Source organism: Enterobacter sp. Lyrl_3 (assembly GCF_051948675.1).
GTDB lineage: Bacteria > Pseudomonadota > Gammaproteobacteria > Enterobacterales > Enterobacteriaceae > Enterobacter > Enterobacter cloacae.
On record NZ_JAYJLI010000002.1, the window covers coordinates 1 to 22,207 of the forward strand.

Annotated in this window: 13 protein-coding genes; 9 read left to right on the forward strand and 4 right to left on the reverse strand. The window is 56.8% G+C overall.

Translation table 11 applies throughout. From position 1 onward, the window contains the following. Nucleotides 1-8,600: Ig-like domain-containing protein (locus tag VF709_RS05240; RefSeq protein WP_440231024.1), on the reverse strand; the 8,600-nt coding region annotated here is incomplete at its 3' end. A 121-nt stretch (nucleotides 8,601-8,721) separates the two neighbouring features. Continuing rightward, complete coding sequence (locus VF709_RS05245) at nucleotides 8,722-10,059, reverse strand: TolC family outer membrane protein (protein ID WP_013096692.1); 1,338 nt, start codon at nucleotides 10,057-10,059, stop codon at nucleotides 8,722-8,724. A 716-nt stretch (nucleotides 10,060-10,775) separates the two neighbouring features. On the opposite strand from VF709_RS05245, the gene VF709_RS05250 reads away from it, so the two are divergent. Then, nucleotides 10,776-11,519: a DeoR/GlpR family DNA-binding transcription regulator gene (locus VF709_RS05250; protein WP_095455173.1), complete on the forward strand. Its 744-nt coding sequence runs from the start codon at nucleotides 10,776-10,778 to the stop codon at nucleotides 11,517-11,519. A 13-nt stretch (nucleotides 11,520-11,532) separates the two neighbouring features. Continuing rightward, nucleotides 11,533-12,600, forward strand: coding sequence for an oxidoreductase (locus VF709_RS05255; protein WP_149896394.1), 1,068 nt, complete (start codon nucleotides 11,533-11,535; stop codon nucleotides 12,598-12,600). A gap of 69 nt (nucleotides 12,601-12,669) precedes the next feature. On the opposite strand, the gene cybB is transcribed toward VF709_RS05255, so the two are convergent. Further along, a complete protein-coding gene (gene cybB / locus VF709_RS05260; protein WP_013096695.1) occupies nucleotides 12,670-13,200 on the reverse strand; it encodes a cytochrome b561 in 531 nt (176 codons plus the stop codon). 189 nt (nucleotides 13,201-13,389) lie between these two features. Between cybB and gap the strand changes: the two genes are divergently transcribed. The 3 genes from gap to VF709_RS05275 all read left to right on the forward strand — a co-directional run bounded on the left by gap (nucleotide 13,390) and on the right by VF709_RS05275 (nucleotide 16,226). After that, a complete protein-coding gene (gene gap, locus VF709_RS05265; RefSeq protein WP_013096696.1) occupies nucleotides 13,390-14,391 on the forward strand; it encodes a type I glyceraldehyde-3-phosphate dehydrogenase in 1,002 nt (333 codons plus the stop codon). A 250-nt stretch (nucleotides 14,392-14,641) separates the two neighbouring features. Beyond that, complete coding sequence (locus VF709_RS05270; RefSeq protein WP_440231025.1) at nucleotides 14,642-15,304, forward strand: DUF1120 domain-containing protein; 663 nt, start codon at nucleotides 14,642-14,644, stop codon at nucleotides 15,302-15,304. Between the two features lie 259 nt (nucleotides 15,305-15,563). Then, nucleotides 15,564-16,226, forward strand: a complete 663-nt coding sequence (locus VF709_RS05275; protein ID WP_013096699.1) for a DUF1120 domain-containing protein — start codon at nucleotides 15,564-15,566, stop codon at nucleotides 16,224-16,226. A gap of 67 nt (nucleotides 16,227-16,293) precedes the next feature. On the opposite strand, the gene VF709_RS05280 is transcribed toward VF709_RS05275, so the two are convergent. Beyond that, on the reverse strand, nucleotides 16,294-17,088 hold the full coding sequence (locus tag VF709_RS05280; protein ID WP_058660718.1) for a YdcF family protein: 795 nt from the start codon (nucleotides 17,086-17,088) through the stop codon (nucleotides 16,294-16,296). 221 nt (nucleotides 17,089-17,309) lie between these two features. Here VF709_RS05280 and VF709_RS05285 point away from each other — a divergent pair, with 221 nt between their 5' ends. From VF709_RS05285 to VF709_RS05300, 4 genes are all read left to right on the forward strand, one after another. Further along, nucleotides 17,310-18,962, forward strand: coding sequence for an MFS transporter (locus VF709_RS05285; RefSeq protein WP_038980581.1), 1,653 nt, complete (start codon nucleotides 17,310-17,312; stop codon nucleotides 18,960-18,962). A 22-nt stretch (nucleotides 18,963-18,984) separates the two neighbouring features. After that, nucleotides 18,985-20,067: an HlyD family secretion protein gene (locus VF709_RS05290; RefSeq protein ID WP_149896395.1), complete on the forward strand. Its 1,083-nt coding sequence runs from the start codon at nucleotides 18,985-18,987 to the stop codon at nucleotides 20,065-20,067. Further along, the gene (locus tag VF709_RS05295) at nucleotides 20,064-21,443 is read left to right on the forward strand and encodes an efflux transporter outer membrane subunit (protein WP_149896396.1); all 1,380 of its coding nucleotides are present in this window, start codon (nucleotides 20,064-20,066) and stop codon (nucleotides 21,441-21,443) included. The genes VF709_RS05290 and VF709_RS05295 overlap by 4 nt, the downstream gene beginning before the upstream one ends. An 84-nt stretch (nucleotides 21,444-21,527) precedes the next feature. Then, complete coding sequence (locus tag VF709_RS05300; RefSeq protein WP_013096704.1) at nucleotides 21,528-22,187, forward strand: O-methyltransferase; 660 nt, start codon at nucleotides 21,528-21,530, stop codon at nucleotides 22,185-22,187. Nucleotides 22,188-22,207: the final 20 nt, after the last annotated feature.

Sequence of the window (22,207 nt, forward strand, 5' to 3'; positions counted from 1 at the left end):
GTCGGAACTGTCACGTCCACCGTCAGATTATGATCAACCGACGCCGGGTTACCCGCCTTGTCGCTGACCGATGCGGTAACGGTCACGCTGCCGTCAGCTAAACCTGCCAAATCCGCCGCCGGGACGTTCAGCGTCCAGTTACCGTCTGAACCGACCGTTGCGGTGTAGTCCTTGCCGTTCAGGCTCACGGTCACCGTCTGGCCCGCTTCCGCGGTACTGGTACCGGAGACGATCAGGTCAGACTGTGCTTCTGCGGCATTAAGAATGTCGTCCGTCGCCAGGGTGTTGATGGTCACGGACGGCGCGGTGGCGTCCACGCTGTACTCGCGGCCTGCGGACGCGCTGTTGCCGTTGACGTTGGTGACGCTCACCTGCACGCTGGCGTCGCCGTCTTTCAGACCGGCAAGATCCGCCGCTGGCACGGTGGCGGTCCATTTACCGTCTGTCCCCACGGTGGCAGTGTAGCTCTTGCCGCCGAAGGTAATCGTGACGGTCTGGTTCGCTTCCACGTTCGAGGTGCTGCCGGAGAGCACCAGATCCGCGCCCTTCTCGGCCGCATTAATCACGTCGTCGGTGGCAATGGCGTCAATGCTGATGGCGACGCTTGCCAGATCCACCGTGACATCGTGGCTGATGGAGACCGGGTTACCCGCGCTGCTCTGACCTTCAACGGTCACGGTGACCGTGCCTGCAGCCAGCGCCCCGACGTCCGCGGCCGGAACCGCTGCGCTCCAGGAGCCGTCGGCCAGCACCGTCGCCGGGTAGGTTTTGCCGTTCACGGTGACGGTTAATCCCGTACCCGGCGTCAGACCGTCGCTGGAGCCGGTGATAATCAGGTTCTGTCCGTGCTCGATGGTGTTGATCACGTCATCGCCCGCCACGGTGTCCACACGCAGGCCCGGCAGATTGGCGTCGATAGCAATATCGCGCTCAGCGGAGCCGCTGTTGCCCACATTGTTGGTTACGCTGGCGCTCACCGTCAGTTCGCCGTTGCCCAGCGCCGTCAGATCCGATTCCGGCACGTTGACAGACCAGGTGAGATCGCTCTGCACCGTGGCCGTGTAAGTGTTGCCTCCCAACGTCACGGTCACGGTATTGCCCGCTTCGGCATTCACCACGGTACCGCTGATGGTCTGCCCGGTTGCCAGCTCTGCCGCGTTAATGACGTCGTCACCCGCGACGGTATTGATGATCACCCCCGGCAGAACGGATTCCACGTTCACAGTGTGCGAGGTACTGGCACTGTTGCCAACGCTGTCCGTGGCTGACGCGGTGACGCTGTAAAGCGCTTCACCCAGTTGCCCCACCTCGCTCGCCGGAACGGTGGTGCTCCAGAGACCGTTATCATCCACCGTCGCGCTATACGCTTTGCCGTTGAGCATCACGGTAACAACCGCACCTGCCGTCAGGCCGGTGGCCGTACCGGTAATGGTCAGATCCTGCGTTTTCTCGGTGCTGTTGATCACATCATCACCGGACACGGTATCGATGGTCAGCACCGGGGCGGTGAGGTTCACCTCCACGTTATGGGTCGCGCTATTGCTGTTACCGGCTTTATCAGTCAACGCGGCGGTGATGGTGTAATCGCCCGCGGTCAGCGCACTGACGTCCGCCGCAGGTACCCCCACGCTCCAGTTGCCTGAGGCATCCACGGTGGCGGTATACGATTTGTTGTTAATGGTGACGGTAACCACATCGCCCGCTTCGGCGCCGGTCACGGAACCGGTCACCATCAGGGCCTGCGCATGCTCGGCGCTGTTGATCACGTCGTCGTCGGACACGGTGTTAATGGTCAACTGCGGAACCGTGATATCCACCAGCACGTCGCGATCCGCAGAGGCCGGGTTGCCCGCTTTATCGGAGACGGCGGCACTGATGGTGTAGTTGCCGTCCACCATGCTGCCCAGGTCCGCAGACGGCACGGTGACGCTCCAGCTGCCGTTGGCCTGTACGGTGGTGGTGTAATCCACGCCGTTCAGGGTCACGGTAACGGTCTGGCCCGCTTCGGCGTTGGTCACACCGTTGATGTCCAGATCCTGCTGCGCTTCAAGCGCGTTGATGATGTTGTTATCGCTGACAATCTCAATAGAAACCGTTGGCGCGGTGGCATCCACGCTGTATTCGCGGCCTGCCGACGCGCTGTTGCCATTGACGTTGGTGACGCTCACCTGCACGCTGGCGTCGCCATCTTTCAGGCTACCCAAATCAGCCGATGGCACGGTGGCCGTCCAGTTGCCGCTGGCATCTACGGTGGCGGTGTAAGACTTACCGCCGAAGGTGATGTAAACCGTCTGGTTTTCCTCCACGTTAGTGGTGGAGCCGGACAGCACCAGATCCGCCCCTTTTTCTGCCGCATTGATCACGTCATCGGTGGCAATGGCGTCAATGCTGATAGCCACGGTCGCCAGATCCACGGTCACGTCATGGCTGATAGTCACCGGGTTACCGGCGCTGCTCTGGCCGTCAACGGTCACGGTGACCGTGCCCGTATTCAGCGCGCTGACATCTGCGGCAGGGATCGCTGCCGTCCAGGTGCCGTCTGCCAGCACCGTGGCCGCGTAGGTTTTACCGTTGACGGTGACCGTCAACGCCGAGCCAGCGCTCAGCCCCTCGCTGGTACCGGTGATAATCAGGTTCTGCCCGTGCTCGATGCTGTTAATCACATCGTCGCCCGCCACGGTGTCCACACGCAGGCCCGGCAGGTTGGCATCAATGGTGATGTCACGCTCGCCATAACCGGTGTTACCGTGGCCGTTGGTGACGCTGGCCGTCACGGTCAGATCCCCGTTGCCGATGGCGGTTAACACGTCAGACGGCACATTCACCGACCAGCTTAAATCGTCCTGAACGGTTGTCGTATAGTTGTTGCCGCCAATGGAAAGCGTGACAGTGTCACCGCTCGCGGCACCGCTCACTTTCCCGCTCAGCGTCTGGCCAGACGCCACTTCCGCGGCGTTGATGACGTCGTCGGTGGCAACCGCATTAATGGTGACAACTGGCAGCGCGCTGTCCACCAGCACGTTATGGCTTGCGCTCGCGCTGTTGCCTGCCGTATCGGTCACGCTCGCCGTCACGGTGTAGCTGGCTTCACCCAGCGCCGAGACGTTGGCTGCCGGAACGGTCACGCTCCAGTTGCCGCTGGCGTCGGTGGTGGCGGTATAACTGATACCGTTCAGGGTTACGGTGATGGTGGTGCCGTCCGGCTGATTGCTGGTGCCGAAGAGCAGCAGATCGTCGCCCTTTTCGATCGCGTTAATCACGTCATCGCCCGCAAGGGTGTTGATGGCGATAACCGGCGCGGTCAGGGAGACCGTAACATCATGCGTGGCGGTGGTGCTGTTGCCCGCTTTATCGGTGAGGGTTGCCGAGAGGGTCTGATCGCCGCTTACCAGCGCGCCGACGTCCGTGGCCGGAATGCCGGTGCTCCAGTTCCCGGAGGCGTCCAGCATGGCGGTGTAGTCTTTGCCGTTGAGGGTGACGGTAATCACGTCTCCCGCCTGGGCACCCGTGACCTTACCTGAGACGATCAGCGCCTGGCCGTGTTCGGCGATATTCAGGATGTCATCACCCGCCACAACGTCAAACACGATCTGCGGCACGGTGGTATCCACCAGCACGGCCGCATCGGTGCTCGCCGGGTTCCCGGCTTTATCAGAAACGGATGCCGTGACCGAGGCATTACCGTCGGCGATGCCCGCCAGATCGGCCGCCGGGACGTCGAGCGTCCAGCTGCCGTCTGCCTGCACCTGCGCGGTATAGGTGTTGCCATTGAAGGCCACGGTCACCGTCTGGCCCGCTTCGGCGGTGGAGGTACCGCTGAGGGTCAGGTCCTGCGCCGTCTCTGCCGCATTCAGGATATTGTCACCGCTGATGGTATTGAGGGTGACCGTCGGCGCGGTGGTATCCACGCTGTACTCGCGCCCCGCCGATGCGCTGTTGCCATTAACGTTGGTCACGCTCACCTGCACGCTGGCATCGCCGTCCTTCAGGCTGCTCAGATCCGCTGCCGGAACGGTGGTGGTCCAGTCGCCGTTGGCGTCTACCGTCGCCGTATACGTTTTCCCGCCCAGGGTAACGGTCACGGTCTGTCCCGCCTCAACGTTGGCCGAGGTGCCGCTGAGCACCAGGTCTTCGCCTTTTTCCGCCGCGTTCAGCACGTTGTCAGCGGTCACGCTGTTAATGCTAATGGCGACCGGGCTGAGATCCACATCAACGACGGTGCCAATCGTGACCGGGTTGCCGGAGGTGTCCTGCGCGCTGGCGCTGATGGTCAGTGAACCGTCAGCCCATTGGGAGGCGTCCGCCGCAGGCACGGCCGCCTGCCAGGTGCCGTCCGCCAGTACCGAGGCGGAATAATCCTTGCCGTTAATGGTGACGGTAACGGTGCTGCCTGCCGCCAGATCGGTGCTGGTGCCTGACACAATCAGGTTATGACCGTGCTCGATGATATTGATGACGTCATCGCCTGCGACCGTATCAATACGCAGGCCCGGCAGCTGGGCGTCGATGGTGAAGTCCAGCGAGGAAGAGCCAGTATTGCCGTGCACGTTGGTGACGCTGGCCGATACGGTCAGTTCGCCGTTGCCGAGCGCGGTTAACTGGCTCTGGGTTAATGGCAGGCTCCATGTGAGATCGTCCTGAACCGTGGTGGTGTATGTCTGGCCGCCGAGCATAATGGTGACAGTGTCACCTGAAGCAGCATTCGTAACCTTACCGGTCAAGGTCTGCCCCGCGGCCACTTCCGCCGCGTTAACGATGTTATCGCCCGCCAGCGCGTTGATGGTCACAACCGGCAGCGAGCTGTCCACCAGCACATCGTGTGTGGTTGAGGCGCTGTTGCCCACGCTGTCGGTGACGCTGGCAGTCACGGTGTAATGTGCCTCGCCCAGCGCGCTGACCGCAGAGGCAGGTACGGTGACGCTCCAGCTGCCGCTGGCGTCGGTGGTCGCGGTGTAGGTGATGCCGTTAAGGCTAACGGCAATCGTCGTTCCTTCCGGCTGGTTGCTGGTTCCGGAAAGCAGCAGATCCTCGCCTTTCTCAGTCGCATTGATCACATCGTCCGCCGCCAGGGTATTGATAGCGATTTCCGGCGTCACGGTGTTGACCACTACGTCCACTGCGCTACTGCCGGTATTACCGGAGCGATCGGTCACCGAGACGTTAACGGTCCAGGTCCCGTCTGTCAGACCCTGTACAACGGAGGCTGGCAGGCCGAGGCTCCAGTTCCCCGCCGCATCCACCACGGTGGTGTACTCCACGTTATTCAGGGTGATGGTCACCAGGTCACCCGCTGCCGCACCGGTGACCGACCCGCTCAGGATCTGCGCCTGTGAATGCGCGTGCTGGTTAACGGTATTGGTGTCGGTGACAAAATCGTTAATGGTTACCTGCGGGACGGTCGCATCCACCAGCCCAACGCGGTCTGCGCTGCTGCTGTTGCCTGCCACGTCACTCACGGTTGCCGTTACCGTGACGGTGCCGTCGGTCAGAGCGCCGAGATCCGCAGCCGGTACGTTCACCGTCCAGGTCCCGTCACTCTGGACCGTGGTCTGATAGTGCTTGCCGTTCAGCGTAACGGTAACCGTCTGTCCCGCCTCAGCATTGCTGCCGCCGCTTAAGATCAGATCCTGCTGCGCTTCGGCCGCATTAATGATGTTGTCGTCGGTCAGGTTATCGATCGTAATGGACGGCGGTAAGGTATCCACGGTCACCACGCGCGACGCGTCGGCGCTGTTGCCGCTGACGTTCGTCACGCTGACGCTGACCTGCGCGCGTCCGTCAATCAGCGTCTCCATGGCGCTGGCCGGCACGGTCAGGCTCCAGGAGCCATCCTGCTGCACCTGCGCGGTAAAGGTCTGGTCGGCGAATTTCACCACCACGGTCTGCCCGGCCTCTACGCCCTGCGTCTGGCCCGACAGCACAAGATCGGCACCTTTTTCAGCCGCATTCAGCATGTCATCGCTGCTGACGGTATCGATGGTCACCGCCACGGCGTTCAGATCCAGCTCGATGGGGTGCTCAGCTGAAACGGTATTTCCCCAGGCATCTGTCGCGCTGACGTGAACAGTGATATCCCCTGCCGTCCAGCCCTGCAGATCGGACGCCGGGACGCCGATTTGCCAGCTGCCGTTGGCGTTGACCACGGCGGCATACTCGACGCCGTTGATGGTGACGGTGACGTGCGTGCCCGCTGCCAGGTGGGTACTGGAGCCGGTCACGGTCAGATCCTGCTGCTGCTCGATGGCGTTGATCACATCATCGCCAGAAATGGTATTTACCCGCAGGCCAGGGAGCTCGGCGTTGATGTTAATATCACGCTCGCCGCTGCCGGTGTTGCCGTGGGCGTTGGTGACAGAAGCGGTAAAGGTTAACGCCCCGTCGCCAAAGGCCTTCAGATCGGCTGACGAAATGGTCACGCTCCAGGTCAGATCGCTGCCTACCGTAGCGGTGTAGCTCTTGCCGCCCACTGAAACAGAGACCGTGTCGCCCGCTGCCGCACCGGTGACGCGCCCGCTCAGGGTTTGATCCACCGCCACTTCAGCGTTGTTGACCAGGTTGTCACCGGCGAAGGTATTGATAATCACCTGCGGCAGTACGGTATCCACCAGCAGCGTCGCTTCGGCGGAGCCGCTGTTACCGGCGGCATCGGTGCCGCTCACGCTGACGGTGTACAGGGTGTTTGCCAGGTTCAGAACGTCAGACACCGGCACCTGAACTGACCAGATGCCGTTATTAACGGTGGCCTGATAGCTCACGTTATTCAGCGTGACGTTTACCACGCTGCCGTCTGGCAGGTTGCTGGTGCCGCTCAGGCTCAGCGGCTGCATCGCCTCCTGCGCGTTCAGCACGTTATCCTGGCTGATGGCATTCAAGGTGAATTCCGGTGGGTTACCGCTCAGGGTAATGCCGTGGGTGGCGTTACCGGTATTGCCCGCCGCATCGGTCACCGAAACCGCAATGCTGTGGTTACCTTCCCCCAGCGCGCCAATGACTGACGCCGGTACGCCTACGCTCCAGCTGCCGTTCGCCTGCACCACGCCGGTAAAGCTCTGGCCGCCAACGGTCACGGTGACCACATCGCCTGCTGCGGCTCCGGTCGCCTGGCCGGAAATAATCTGCGCCTGGCCCTGCTCACTGGTGTTGAGAATATCGTCGCCCGCGACGGTATTGATGGTCACGACCGGGGCGACAGTATCCACGGTGAAATGCGCCTGGGTGGATGACCCGTTCCCGGCTTTATCGCTGACGTTCACCGTCAGGGTGTGTTCACCATTCGCCAGCGACTGCACCTCGCTGGCTGGCAGCGTGACGGACCAGGTACCGTCGCTGCCCACCGTGGCGGTATGGTTTTTACCGTTCACTGTCACCGTGACAATCTGACCGGCTTCCGCCGTGGTTTTCCCGCTCAGCGTCAGCGGCTGATGGTGTTCAGCGGCATTGATAATATTGTCCTGCGCGACAGTATCGACCGCGATGGTCGGTGCCGCAGTATCCACGCCAATCGTCTGACTGCCGTTCACGGTATTGCCCGCCGCGTCCTTGCCGCTGACGTTCACCGTCCAGGTGCCGTCGCCCAGCGCCTGCGCATCCGCCGCAGGCACCTTCACGCTCCATGCGCCGTTTGCACCCACCTCAGCCGTATAGGATTTGCCGTTCAGCGTAACGGTCAGCTCTGTTCCCTGCGCCAGGTTCTTGCTGGCACCAGAAAGCGTAAAGCCTGCGGACTGCTCGCTGGCGTTGATGACGTTATCTCCCGCCGTGGTTGCCAGCGTCACGCTCGCCACGGCAGTATCAACGGTCACGGTGATGCTGCCTGCGGAGGTCGTTTTACTGCCGTCGATCTGCACGACTGACCAGGTATGTTCCCCGTCTGTCTGGGTCGGCAGTTTTACCGTCCAGGTGCCGTCTTTACTGACCATCGCGCTGGCAAGCGTATTGCCGCTGCTGTCTTTGATCTGAATGGTCGCGCCCGGTTGCCCGGTACCGCTAAAGGTTGGCGTGTTATCGTCGGTGATCGCATTTGCACTCAGCACGCCCTGCTTGTCGCCCGCAAGATCGGTGAGCATGAAGGTTGGCGTTGCGCTCTCAACTTCTTTCGTATTATCAATAACTTTTGTTTTTGTTTCGCCATCACCACCGTGAGCCAGCAGTGCCCCAATAGCACCGCCGCCTAACGCCGCCCCCGCAATCCAGCCCCATGGCGCATCGCTCAATATGCTCTCCTGGGTCAGGAAAGGTTCAATGCTGCTAATAGGTGTGGCTTGCGCGGTTAATTCAGTAACGGCTGCGCCTGACGCTTCCCCGGCATCGGCAAAAGAGATATGTGTTAATTCCTGATTATCGTTAAATACCAGTTCAGACTGGTTATGGGTTTCAGGATCTTCAACGAAATAGTTATTGCAGCGAATAACACTGCCATCTTTCATATAAATGAGAAGGTCTTTCCCCTGGCGGACGTAACGCACCACGTCCTGTGCAGAACCCTGGATTTCAATCACGCTCGGAGAGGAAATGGAGACCGACAGATTTCCTTCGCCGGTTAATTTCGTTTTCTCCGCTGTCTTGCGAATGATGACATCTACAACTTTTACGTTACTCATATTTCTCTCCTTGCAGGTGCTCGGATTCCTGTGGATATGTCCACCAGATGGATGTAGCTATCCCTGGGAAATTTCACCCATTATTTTCAGATTTATTTCGCGCAGAAAGGCGCGGCTTTTTTCAACTCAAATCGGGTAATTTTGCGGCAGCGTTTTTTTCTACTCCAATAAGCGTCATGAGATTATCAACAGCAGAGGCGTAATTAATTGCCGCGCTCCAGCCATCATATTCAGCCATTATTTTGGCAGACGTGGCCTGCCAGACATCCTGTTCTACGCTGAGCAAATCATTAATGCTCCGCTTGCTCAGGGTGTATTCGTTTTTGTAGACCGCGCGGGCACGTAACGCGTTTTCAAGCTGTAAGCTTCCGGCGGCCATTCTTCCACGCGCGCCGGTCCAGTCTGCCTGCGCGACGGAGGCTTTTTGCAGCACATCAAACCGCGCCTGATCGACCTGAGAGGAGGCCATCGCCCTGGTGCCTTCAGCCTGACGAACGCGTGCCGAAACGGCGCCGCCCTGATACAGCGGTGCATCGATATTGAGCTGGATCTGGTCATCCCAGTAAGCGCGGTTATCCGACTCATAGCGCGTGCGGCCTCCTTTCAGGCTTAACGTTGGCCAGTGCTGAGATTTTGCGGTTTCCACCCCATACTGGGCTGAACGCTCCATATTCTGCGCGGCCATTACCGCCGGTATCAGCGAGTAATCGATCTGGTTGACGGCATTCTGCTCTACGGCAAGCTTCTCAGGGACCGGTGAATAGGCTTCAGCCTGCATGCCCGTCAACACCGCGAGCCTTGCGCGGGCGCTGTTGAGCGCGGCGTTGTACTGCTCCACCGTCGCCTGCATACCGGCGATCCGCGTGCGGGTCTGCAGCTCATCGGAGGTTGAGCTTACGCCTGCATCCGCGCGCAGTTTCGCCAGCTGCTCCACGTTTTTGAGGGCCTGCACATTCTCTTTAGCCGCCTGCAACAGATCGCTATAACGTCTGACCTCCACGTAGCTCAGCGCGGTTTTTTCCGCCACGGCGGTGAGCGTCTCCATCAGCTGATAACGATAGCTATCGCGTCGCGCTGAAGACTGGCTGATGCTGTTATTCGTCTTGCCAAAGTCATAAATGAGCTGCGTAAGGCTTAATCCCCATGCCGCTGAATTTCTCAGTGAACCGCTGGAATCGGTGGTTTGGCTATGGCCCGTACTGCCGTTCAGCGATATTTGCGGCATCCATCCGCTACGTGCTTCATCTATTTGCGCCTGACCAATCCCCAATTGTGCCGCCTGCTGGCTGACCGACGGATCGCGATCGATGGCAAAAAGAATACTTTCTTTTAATGTTGTCGTCGGCACCGTGGCAAAACCCAACGCGCCGCTATTGGCATAGGTCGTATTAATGCATGCCGAAATTAACACCAGCACTGCGGATAATCGGACCCACTTATAATTTCGCTCTCTCATCATTTATATCTCCCTGAGTCTGCGAATGGTTTAACCCTTTACCCAAAAAGAGGTATAGATAATCAGAAAAATATTATTAATCCCCCGTACTGAATTTCGGGTAATAGCTCCCCATACCCATTTCCATTGGAGATGAGAGCCGACCTTAGCCTAATATGAATTAAGAATTTGCTTACTTCTTAACTGATTCGCAGCATAACAAAATGTGGTATAGGCAACTACACCCACAATGTTAATGTGGTGTTACAATTAAGAAAAATCATGGGGTTTCTGGACAAACTCTTAAAAATGACCTTTCAAATGAAACTAATAAAGTCATTGTTATTTAAGTGAAATTTAAAAATACCCGGATGTACATTTTTGCGTTAATTTCCACGCGCGTCAGACACAAAGATTTTCAAAGAAATGTCAACTTAAGTAGCGCCGCCCTATTTATTGGCATAAAAAGCCGTTAAAATTCACTTTTGTGGAATTTTGTTGGTTTAAATAGTTTTTTAATAGACCAACAAACCAGTAAAGCGAAGCTAACTGGTTACAAAATCCAAACGGCCAGATAAAACATCGTTATAACATATTGATTACCCTTAGAAACCGTTCACTTATATTTAATCAATAACAGCTCAATTATCACGCAAATGAACTAATGTGCGGTTGCCCTTTTCTCTGCGACAAAATGCTGTATTATGCGAACTATTGCGACATTTTGCAGGATTGCTGCCATGCACAAAACCGCGCGTCAAAAATATGTGCTCGACATCATCAGCGAGCAGGGACAGGCCAGCATCACTGAGCTGGCAGAAAAGCTGCAGGTCTCTGCGGATACCATTCGCCGCGATCTAACGGACCTCGAAAAACAAGGGCTGGCGCAGAAGAACCACGGAGGCGCTATCGCGCTCAATCTTTCGGCCATGAATCGCCAGGGCAGAAATACGCTCCTGCCGGCGACCAAGCAGCGGCTGGGAAAACAGGTAGCACAGCAGATTCCGCCGGGCTCTACGCTGTTTCTGGATGCGGGCAGTACGGTCATGGCGGTGGCCTCTTTTCTTCAGGGGCCGCTGACGTTGATCACCACCTCGCTGGATATCGCCCACGCTTTTAGCGACCGGGAGGATATCGAACTGATCCTGCTCGGCGGGAAATGGGATCAGAAGCAACGCCTGTTTGCTGGCGGTGCCACCCTCTCCCTGCTTTCACGGTATCGGGCGGATATCGCCATCCTTGGCGCCTGCGCCCTTCATTCATCACTCGGTCTGAGTGCCGGGACGGAAGCCGATGCAGAAGTCAAACGGGCGATGCTTGCTGCCAGCCAGACGCACTGGATCGTCGCAGACCATCTGAAAGTCAACCGCTGTGAGCCGTACCTGGTGTGCGGGTTAGACGAAATTCATCAACTGTATTTAGATCGTCCCTGGCCTGAGCTTGGGGACCAGAGCACCGTGCCCGTCACGGTTTGCGCTCATTAACGTGGAGAAGGTCATGAGTAAAATGAAGACAATCAACATTGCGCTGATCGGGTATGGTTTTGTCGGTAAAACCTTCCATGCCCCGCTCATCCAGTCTGTGGACGGGCTTACGCTGGCGCTGGTTTCCTCCCGTGATGAGGAGAAAGTTAAGCGCGATCTGCCGGACGTGCAGGTGGTTGCTACCCCGGAAGAGGCCATTACGCACCCGGATATTGACCTGGTGGTGATCGCCTCCCCTAACGCTACCCATGCTCCGCTGGCCACGCTGGCCCTGAACGCCGGAAAACACGTGGTGGTGGATAAACCCTTCACGCTCGATATGCAGGAAGCGCGCGATCTTATTGCCCTGGCGGAGGAAAAGCAGCTTCTGCTCTCCGTGTTCCACAACCGCCGCTGGGACAGTGATTTCCTGGGCATTAAGGACGTTATCACACAGGGCACCCTCGGGAAGGTGAAACTGTTTGAGTCGCACATTGACCGCTTCCGCCCGGAAGTGCGCGTGCGCTGGAGAGAACAAAACGTACCGGGAAGCGGGCTGTGGTTTGACCTGGGGCCGCACCTGATCGACCAGACGCTACAGCTCTTTGGTCTGCCTGACTCGGTGCAGGGGAATATCGCGACGCTGCGCGACGGCGCAGAAGTGAACGACTGGGCGCATGTGGTCTTAAACTACCCTGATCATAAGGTTATTTTGCACGCCAGCATGCTGGTCGCCGGGGGTACCGCGCGCTTTACCGTCCATGGGGATAAGGGCAGCGTAGTGAAGGCCCGTATCGATCAGCAGGAAGCCCAGTTGCTGACCGGCATCGTTCCGGGAAGTGAAACCTGGGGTGAGGACAGCGACAGTATGGTCTTCTTTGGGGCTGACGGCGCGCCGCAGACCATTACCACGCCGAAAGGCGATCAGCGCCAGTATTACATGAATGTGCGCGATGCTCTGCTCGGGAAGATTGCCAATCCGGTTCATCCTGTCGAGGCATTAGCGGTGATGGCGGTACTGGAAGCGGCGGTGAAATCGTCAGAGACCGGGTCAACGCAGGGACTGGCATTAACAGCTGAAGAGCGTGCTCTGCTGCAATAAAAAAACGGGTTTTGTAGGCCGGGTAAGCGCAGCGCCACCCGGCGAGAAAGGCGGCAAAAGTGTTGAGGGCTATTGCCGCTTTTTCGGCATCATGCGCAGCAGCGTATTATCTTTCCAGAAATAGTGATGCATCAGCGCCGCCGCTGCGTGCAGGCCAATGACAAAATAGCCGAGGTTCGCCAGCGTCTCGTGCCACTCTTTTAGCCCATCAGCCAGGTCAAAGTTGGATTCCGCCGCGTGCGGCATGGCGATGCCAAAGGCAAACCAGTCGTTTCCACGGTTATACATCATCACCAGGCCAATCAGCGGCAAAGCAATAAACAGCAGATAAATCACCAGATGCCCCAGATGCGAAAGGCCTGTGATCATCGCTTTCGGTTTCGGCTCAATCGGCGGCGCGCGGAACTTCAGGCGCACCAGCAGACGTGTTACCATCAATACCAGGATAGCGATCCCGCATGAGACGTGGATCATATTGATCAGCGGTCGGTCGGTACGCGGAAAGAAGCCTCTGAACTCCATGGCGCAGTAGGCGACGATAACTAACAGAAACACCAGCCAGTGAATGCCGATTTGCAGGCCTGTATATTTAGTGCGCATGTGATTTTCCGATAAAAAACAGTTACCGCGCCAACATAACGACCTTTCCTTAAAAATTCATTAACTTTTCTGTATGGATTTTCAAATACTTCCCGGGGCATGAAGCATCTTCAATTGCTGCCCCGCCCCTCATGGTCTAAGCCTGGATAAGTTCAAACTGTCGCATCGACACGTTTACAGGAGAAAACCATGAGTAAAATTGGCATTAACGGATTTGGACGCATTGGACGCCTGGTACTTCGTCGCCTTCTTGAAACCCAGGACAGCAACACCGTCGTCGCCATCAACGACCTCACCTCTCCCAAAGTACTGGCCTATCTGCTCCGGCATGATTCTAACTACGGCGGCTTCCCGTGGAGCGTGGATTTCACCGAAGACGCGCTGATTGTGGACGGTAAAACCATCGCGGTGTACGCCGAGAAAGAGGCCAGACATATCCCGTGGAAAGCCGCTGGGGTGGATATCGTCGTGGAATGCACCGGTTTTTATACGTCGGAAGAAAAATCCAGAGCGCATCTGGATGCTGGCGCCAAAAAAGTCCTGATCTCCGCGCCGGCAGGTGAGATGAAAACCATTGTGTTTAACGTTAACGACGACACCATTGACGCCAGTGATACCATTATCTCTGTCGCCTCCTGCACCACCAACTGCCTCGCCCCGCTGGCAAAAGCCCTGCACGATGCTTTTGAGATTAAAGTGGGCACCATGACCACCATTCACGCCTACACCGGTACCCAGGCGCTGGTGGATGGTCCGCGCGGGAAAGATCTGCGCGCCTCACGCGCGGCGGCGGAGAACATCATTCCCCACACCACGGGTGCTGCCAAAGCGATTGGCCTGGTGATCCCGGCACTCAGCGGCAAACTGAAAGGTCATGCCCAGCGCGTACCGGTGAAAACCGGCTCGGTAACGGAACTGGTCGCCATTCTGGGCAAAAAGGTCACCGTTGAAGAGGTGAATGCCGCACTGAAAAAAGCGACACAGGGGAATAAATCCTTTGGCTATACCGATGAAGAGATTGTGTCGTCAGATGTCATTGGCTCGCACTTTGGCTCGGTGTTTGACGCCACGCAAACCGAAGTGACCGAGGCGGGCGAACTGCAACTGGTGAAAGCCGTCGCCTGGTATGACAATGAGTATGGCTTTGTGACGCAGCTGGTGCGCACGCTTGATAAATACGCCGCACTTTAATAACGCTGACGGGTGGTCATACCATCCGTCGCTCTCCCTTACCGCATGGCTTACTCTTCATCATCTGTTTTCCAGAATAAAATTATTCACGAAATTTTTGAATCGTACGTTAATTATCATTAGAACTTCTAAAATGAAGTTTTAAATATGCTTGCTTTAATTTCATAAACACTCCCAATAATATAAATCACAAGACAGGCAAGCGGTCTGTCAAAACAAATACCCCCTATGAAATTGTTAAGGAACAACAATGAAAAAAGTTATTTTGGCTTCATTAATTGCACTGGCCAGCGCATCAGCTTTCGCAGAACCTACCGCTGTATTAAAAGTACACGGAACGTTGACCAATGCGGCGTGTGCGCCTTCTATCGGCAACGGCGGGGTCATTGATTACGGCTATATTCGCCTCGGAGAACTTTCTGCACTGGAAAATAATAATTTGGGACAAAAACAGGTGCCTGTCACCATTACCTGTTCTTCGCCAACCAAAGTGGGCTTTACCATTCTTGATAACCGTAGCGACAGCAACGCGCGGCTGCCGGTTGATATCGGTAAAAACTTAAACCAGTCGGTGAAATATTATACTTACGGCGTGGGTACCACGTCCGAAGGCGTAAATATTGGTGACTACGGCATGTGGATGACGGATGTCACGGCAGATGGCAAAGTCGTAGACCCGATTGTCAACAACCACGACTGGAATCCTGATATCTGGAAAAAAAGCGGTATTCCGCGTAGTGATGCGTTCCAGACCGTCGCCTTTGCTGATACAGGGACCACCGCACCGTTGGCTATCACCACAGCTAACTTTAACTTTGTTACTAATCTGACGATTCGTGACACTACTGCGCTGGCGATTACCGACGATACTCCTCTCGACGGTCAGGCGACGATGACCCTGGTATATCTCTAATCATATAATTTGCTTATACCGGTTCAGCGTAACCCTGAACCGGTAATTTTCCCCGTTATATTCACACAACAAATAAAAAGCCTTCTTTTATTTGTCGCTTTCGCATATCTTTAGTTTTTCTACAAAATAAATTCAACTTTAATAAATATACCAAAAACTCAATACTCAATATTATTTCCGCCAGGTGAATGGGAACGCCATCGCTGCGTTCACTTATCATTCCCGCATGTCTTATATTCATGAAAAGGAAAAATCAAGGATGAAAAAAATCATTCTGGCTACAGCCATCGCGTTGAGCACCACATCAGCTTTTGCAGCCGGAACTGCTGTTATTAAGGTTAAAGGTACATTAACCAACGCAGCATGTACTGCTGAGCTGGGTAACGGCGGTGTTATCGATTACGGCTTTATTCGTCTCGGTGAGTTATCCGAAAACTCACATAATCAACTTGGTCAGAAACAGATACCTGTGACCATAAATTGCTCTGCGCCAACCAAAATAGGTTTCACTATAACCGATAATCGCAGCGACAGCAACGCACAACTTCCTGTTGATATTGGGAAGAATAAGAATATTACAAATAAATATTATACTTATGGCGTTGGTTTCACGAACGACGGGAAAAAGATCGGTAACTACGGCATGTGGATGACCGGTACCACCGCAGACGGTAAAACTGTAGACCCTATTGGACATAACCACGACTGGTCCGCAACAAGCTGGAAATATTCCGGTATTCCACGCAGCGATACTTTCCAGACCATCGCCTTTGCTGAAACCGGCACCACCACCCCATTGGCTATCACCACGGCTAACTTTAACTTCGTGACCAACCTGGTGATCTGGGATACCTCCACCCTGGCCATTACCGACGATACCCCACTGGACGGCCAGAACACCATGACGCTGGTTTATCTGTAATTTTTCGCGCTTTATTCAATACCGGGTCAGCGGCTAACGCTGGCCCGGTATTTTTTTGCGTCCACATTCACAACAGGGATCGGCTTACCAACGCATCGGTCAAAATGACATCGTTGCGTAAGATATTCCACGCCGCCTCGATCTCATCAGGTATCTCCACATGGGCAATAAAATCACGTCCTGCCGGACCGTAACCGTTAACATCGTCACGCAGGCGCGGCAGTTCCCCCAGCACCAGCGACAAATAGCGTTCCACCGGCCAGAGCCCTTCACCGGAATCGCTGAACACCAGTCCATCGTCGCCGTTTTGCAGGACGGGCGTAAAGCCCGCGTGGCTTACCCATTCCGGCGATACGGGTTCGTCCCGACATACACGGGCGAATGTTGCCATGGTGCGGCGCTGCATGGTTGGATCCTGCACCACCAGCACCCTTTCAGGGGCAAATTGATGGTGCTTCATTAACTCGCGGCTAAAGCGGGCGTTCTCCCCGCAGTTCGTTGACTGATCTTCCACCCACACCCGGTCTGCCGGGATCTGCCAGAATTCACGGGCGATATCCGCCAGGATGGCCGCCTCTGCCCGGCCCGTGGTGGGAATGGTGTGATAGCGCGGATGTTTCGCAATCGCGGCATAGAGAAAAGTGGTGGAGTGTCCGATGCCTCCGCTAATGATCATGGGCACCCCCTGCTCCGCCGCCAGACGGCAGGCAGCTTCGATGGTTGGAATGACGGCATTCCCCGCCAGAATCACCATATCCACGGACTGACCCGGTTGCAGGTCATCCTGCGCCAGCCACTGCCCAACCGTGTTTACGGCACTGAGCGTGCTGCCGGGCAAACAGGGAAAAATTGTCGGTATCATCGTAACCTCCTTACAGCATTTGGATTAGCGTACCGCACTTGTCGCGTCAAAACAGGCGTTGATTCCTAAAGTGCCAGAGATAAGGCCGCTCTTTTTCCTAAAACCTTCAGTTCAACATTTGATTAACATGCGTAAATCATATTCACTTGTATTATGTTTTACGGCAGACGTAGAATCGCCAGCCTGTTAATTCTCCCATTTTATCAAAGGTAAACGACGTTATGCGCCTGCCCGAACGCGACCCTTATGCTCCTCGCGAGTGGCAGCCACACGAGAAACCCGCCCTGCTGGGTTCACCCTCCACGCCGGAGCACAGTACGCCAAAGCGGATTGCCTATGGCGTTGTCGGTCTGCTGGTTTGCCTGACGGGCGCCCTGGGGAATGCGGTAGTCACCGCCAACCTGCAAAATTTGCAAGGCACCTTTGGCGCCTGGTCAACCGAGATCGCCTGGCTACCGGCGGTCTATGTAATGACTAATATCTCCATTAACCTGCTGCTGGTGAAATTCCGCCAGCAGTACGGTCTGCGCGCCTTCACCGAAGGTTTTCTGGTGCTGTATGTGCTGGTCACTTTTTTCCACCTGTTTGTCAACGATCTTAGCTCGGCGCTGATGGTGCGCGCCGCGCATGGGATGGTGGCCGCCGCGCTCAGCTCGCTGGGGATTTATTACCAGATCCAGGCCTGGCCGGCGAAACACCGCCTGAAGGCGTTGACCATTGGCATCACCGGCTCGTCACTGGCCATTCCGCTGGCGCGACTCTTTTCAACCGAGCTGTTGCAGCTTGATGAGTGGCGCGGGCTCTATTTCTTCGAGCTGGGGCTGGCTCTCATCTCGCTGGCGTGCGTGATTGCGCTGAAACTGCCGCCGGGCGATCGGCGTAAGGTCTTTGAGAAAAAAGACTTTATCACCTTCTTTTTACTGGCACCGGGGATGGCGCTGCTGTGCGCGGTGCTGTCGCTGGGCCGTCTGGACTGGTGGTTTGAAGCGCCGTGGATCGGCTGGTCGCTGGCGCTCTCGCTGGTGCTGATTGTTTCCGCCATCGTGTTTGAACATAACCGCAGTAACCCGCTACTGAACACCCGCTGGCTGTCGAGCGGCAGTATTGTGCGCCTTGGGTTGATTATGCTGCTGATCCGCATCGTGCTGGCCGAGCAAAACACCGGCGTCATCGGCTGGCTGCAGTACGTGGGGTTACAGAACGAGCAGATGACGCACCTGGCGTGGTCCATATTTGCCGGGATCGTCTGCGGGATCGTCACCAGCTGTCTGACCATTAAACCGACCAAACTGGCGTGGCCGATTATCACCTCCCTGGTGCTGATGATTGTCGCCTCGCTGCTGGACAGCCAGTCCAACAACCTGACCCGCCCGGATCAGTTGATGCTCAGCCAGTTCCTGCTGGGCTTTGGCAGTGCCTTCTTCCTCGCCCCCGCGATGCTGGCCGCCATTGGCGGCGTCATCGCCGACCCGCGTAATCTGGTGAGCTTCTCGGTAATGTTCGGCATGAGCCAGAACCTCGGCGGCCTGCTGGGCTCGGCTATTCTCGGTACCTTCCAGACCTGGCGCGAAAAGTATCACTCCAGCCTGCTGGCGGACCAGCTCACCACGCTCAATCCGCTGGTCAACGAGCGGATTCAGCTTTATACCCAGATGTACAAAAGCCTGATTGGCGACAGCGCCCTGCTGGGCACACAGGCGATCACCCAGTTGCAGACGGTGACCGCCCTTGAGGCAAACATTCTGGCTTACAACGACACCTATTTACTGACCGCGAGTATTGCCGCGGCCACGCTGGTCTGGATTTTATGGCGCTTGCTGCGCCTGCGCATCACTGCCCGTATGGCGCTTAAGAACGCCACCGGCAACAAATAATTGAAATATTTCTGGAGAGTTTATGAGTCAGCAGGATGCCGCCAAAGAGCAGGCCAACACCCGCAAAAATGTGCGCATTGTTTCCGTTTTCACCGCCGCTGCCATCGGTATTGTCGGCGTGCTGGTGATCCTTTACGCGTGGCAGCTCCCGCCGTTCACCCGCCACGCGCAGTTTACCGATAACGCTTACGTGCGCGGCCAGACCACGTTTATCAGCCCGCAGGTGAATGGCTATATCACCGAAGTGAAGGTACAGGATTTCGCGCAGGTTAAAAAAGGCGAGCTGCTGCTGCAGATCGATGACCGTATCTATCGCCAGCGGGTACATCAGGCCGAGGCGCAGCTGGCGATGAAAATTGCCGCCCTGAATAACAATCTCCAGCAGCGTAAAAGCGCTGAAGCCGTCATCGCAAAAAATGACGCTGCGCTGAAAAATGCCCGCGCCCAGAGTCTGAAAACTCAGGCGGATTTAAAGCGGGTGAAAGATCTGACGGCTGACGGCTCGCTCTCCATCCGCGAACGCGACGCGGCGCTGGCCAGCGCGGCCCAGGGCAGCGCTGATATTGAGCAGGCCAAAGCGACGCTTGAAATGTCGCGCCAGGATCTGCAGACGGTAATTGTGAATCGCGGTGCGCTGGAGGCGGATGTGGAAAACGCCAAAGCGGCGCTGGAGCTGGCACAAATCGACCTGCAAAATACCCGCATTGTGGCGCCGCGTGACGGCCAGCTGGGGCAGATCGCGGTGCGTCTTGGCGCGTACGTGACGGCCGGAACCCATCTCACCACCCTGGTACCGCCGCAGCAATGGGTGATCGCCAACATTAAAGAGACCCAGCTCGCGGAGCTGCGCGTGGGCCAGCCGGTGAAATTTACCGTCGATGCGCTCAATAACAAAGCCTATCAGGGCCGCGTGGAGAGCATCTCCCCGGCGACCGGCGTCGAATTCAGTGCCATCACGCCGGATAACGCCACCGGGAACTTTGTCAAAATCGCCCAGCGTATTCCGGTGCGTATCGAAGTGCTGGGTAAACCTGAAGAGTCAGCACTGCTACGTCCTGGCATGTCGGTACAGGTGACCATTGATACGCGGGAGGCGAAGCAATGACCCTTCGCCCGCTAGCCAGCCTGCTGGTTGCCGTTCTGCTTGCCGGATGCCAGTCGGTGGATGTAAAACCTGCCCAACCGTCACTGCATATTCCTGCCCAGTGGCGGGCGGCATCCGGCCCTGCCAGCGCGCCAGAACACCTCTGGTGGCGAAATTTTCACGACAACAATCTCAACCGCTACGTGGATCAGGCGCTGAAAAATAACAGCGACGTGCTGATCGCCCGTGAACGGATCAATGAGTATCAGGCAAGAGTCTATGCCGCTGACGGCAGCCTGTTTCCGTCGCTGGATGCGGGCGTAACCGGCACCCGCGCCCGGACGCAATCGGCCGCCACGGGGTTACCGGTATACAGTACGCTGTACAAAGGCAGCCTCACCGCCAGCTATGATGTGGATATCTGGGGCGTCAACCGCAGCACGGCCAATGCCGCGCAGGCCTCGCTGGAGGCGCAAAAAGCCGCCGCCGCTGCCGCAGATTTAACTGTCACCTCGTCGGTGGCCTCCGGGTATGTCACCCTGCTCTCGCTTGACGAACAGCTTCGCGTCACCGAGTCCACGCTGAAATCACGCGAAGAGGCATTTAATCTTGCTAAACGGCAGTTTGAAACGGGCTACAGTTCGCGCCTGGAGCTGATGCAGTCTGACTCTGAGCTGCGGGCCACCCGGGCGCAGGTGCCACTGCTGCAGCATCAGATCGCGCAGCAAGAGAATGCCCTGAGTCTGCTGCTGGGCAGTAACCCGGGCGAGGTGGCGCGCAGTGAAAGCTTCAGCACGCTTACCCCGCTCAGGCTGCCTTCACAGTTGCCGTCATCGTTGCTTAACCGACGACCTGACATCGTTCAGGCGGAGCGTCAGCTTATTGCGGCCGATGCCAGCCTTGCCGCCTCGCGCGCCAGCCTGTTGCCGTCGATCAACCTGACGGCGACCGGATCGATTCAGGATCGCACCCTTTCCGGCCTGCTGGACAACCCGTTACAGCTCTGGAGCGCAGGCGGCAGTATTCTCGCCCCGCTGCTGAACCGCCAGGCGCTGAATGCGCAGGTGGATATCTCCCAGTCGCAGCGTAATCAGGCGCTGTACGCCTATGAGAAAACCGTGCGAAATGCGTTTGCCGAAGTGAACAACAGCCTTGACGCCATTACGCGTTATCAGGAACAACTTAGCGAACTGCTGGCCCAGCAGGAGGTGGCCCAGGAGACGCTGCGCATTGCGCAGAACCGCTATCGCAACGGCTATTCATCTTATCTGGATGTGCTCGACGCACAGCGTACACTTTACTCGGTGCAAACCAACGTGGTGCAGGTGAAAAATAACCTGCTGCTGGCGCAGATTGATTTGTATAAAGCGCTGGGCGGCGGTTGGGTCAATGTCTGAAGGCGCTTAACGGGCCTGGATTTCGTCACACAGGCCGGGTAAGGCGCAGCCGCCACCCGGCGATTCCCCCTCAGGAGACAATTTATGCAACAACAGTGGTCTGCAGTTGATAATTTCATGATTTCGTCGCTTATTCCTGAAGATGAGGTACTGAGCAAGGTACTGGAAAACAACCAGCGCGCCGGACTCCCCGAACACGATGTTGCGGCCAATCAGGGGCAACTGCTGGCACTGTTCGTGCGCATGACGCAGGCGCGGCGCGTTCTGGAGATCGGAACGCTGGGTGCTTACAGTTCAATCTGGATGGCGCGCGCCCTGCCGCCGGACGGAAAGCTGATTACGCTTGAGGCCGATTCCACGCATGCCCGCGTGGCGCGGCAGAATATTCAGCTTGCCGGTCTCAACCAACGCATTGAACTCATCGAAGGCCCGGCGCTGACTTCTCTGGAAAATTTCGGCGACGTTCCGCCGTTCGACCTGATCTTTATTGATGCTGATAAGCCAAACAATCCTGGCTACCTCGAATGGGCGCTGCACTACTCCCGCCCCGGCACGGTGATTATCGGCGATAACGTGGTGCGCGATGGCGAAGTGATTAACGGCCAAAGCGACGACGCGCGCGTGCAGGGTGTTCGCCGGTTTATCGAGATGATGGGGGACAATCCGCGCTTAACCACCACCGCGCTGCAAACGGTCGGGGTTAAGGGGTGGGATGGGTTTACGCTGGCTATTGTGAACGGGTGAAAATTGTGCAGCCTGACGCC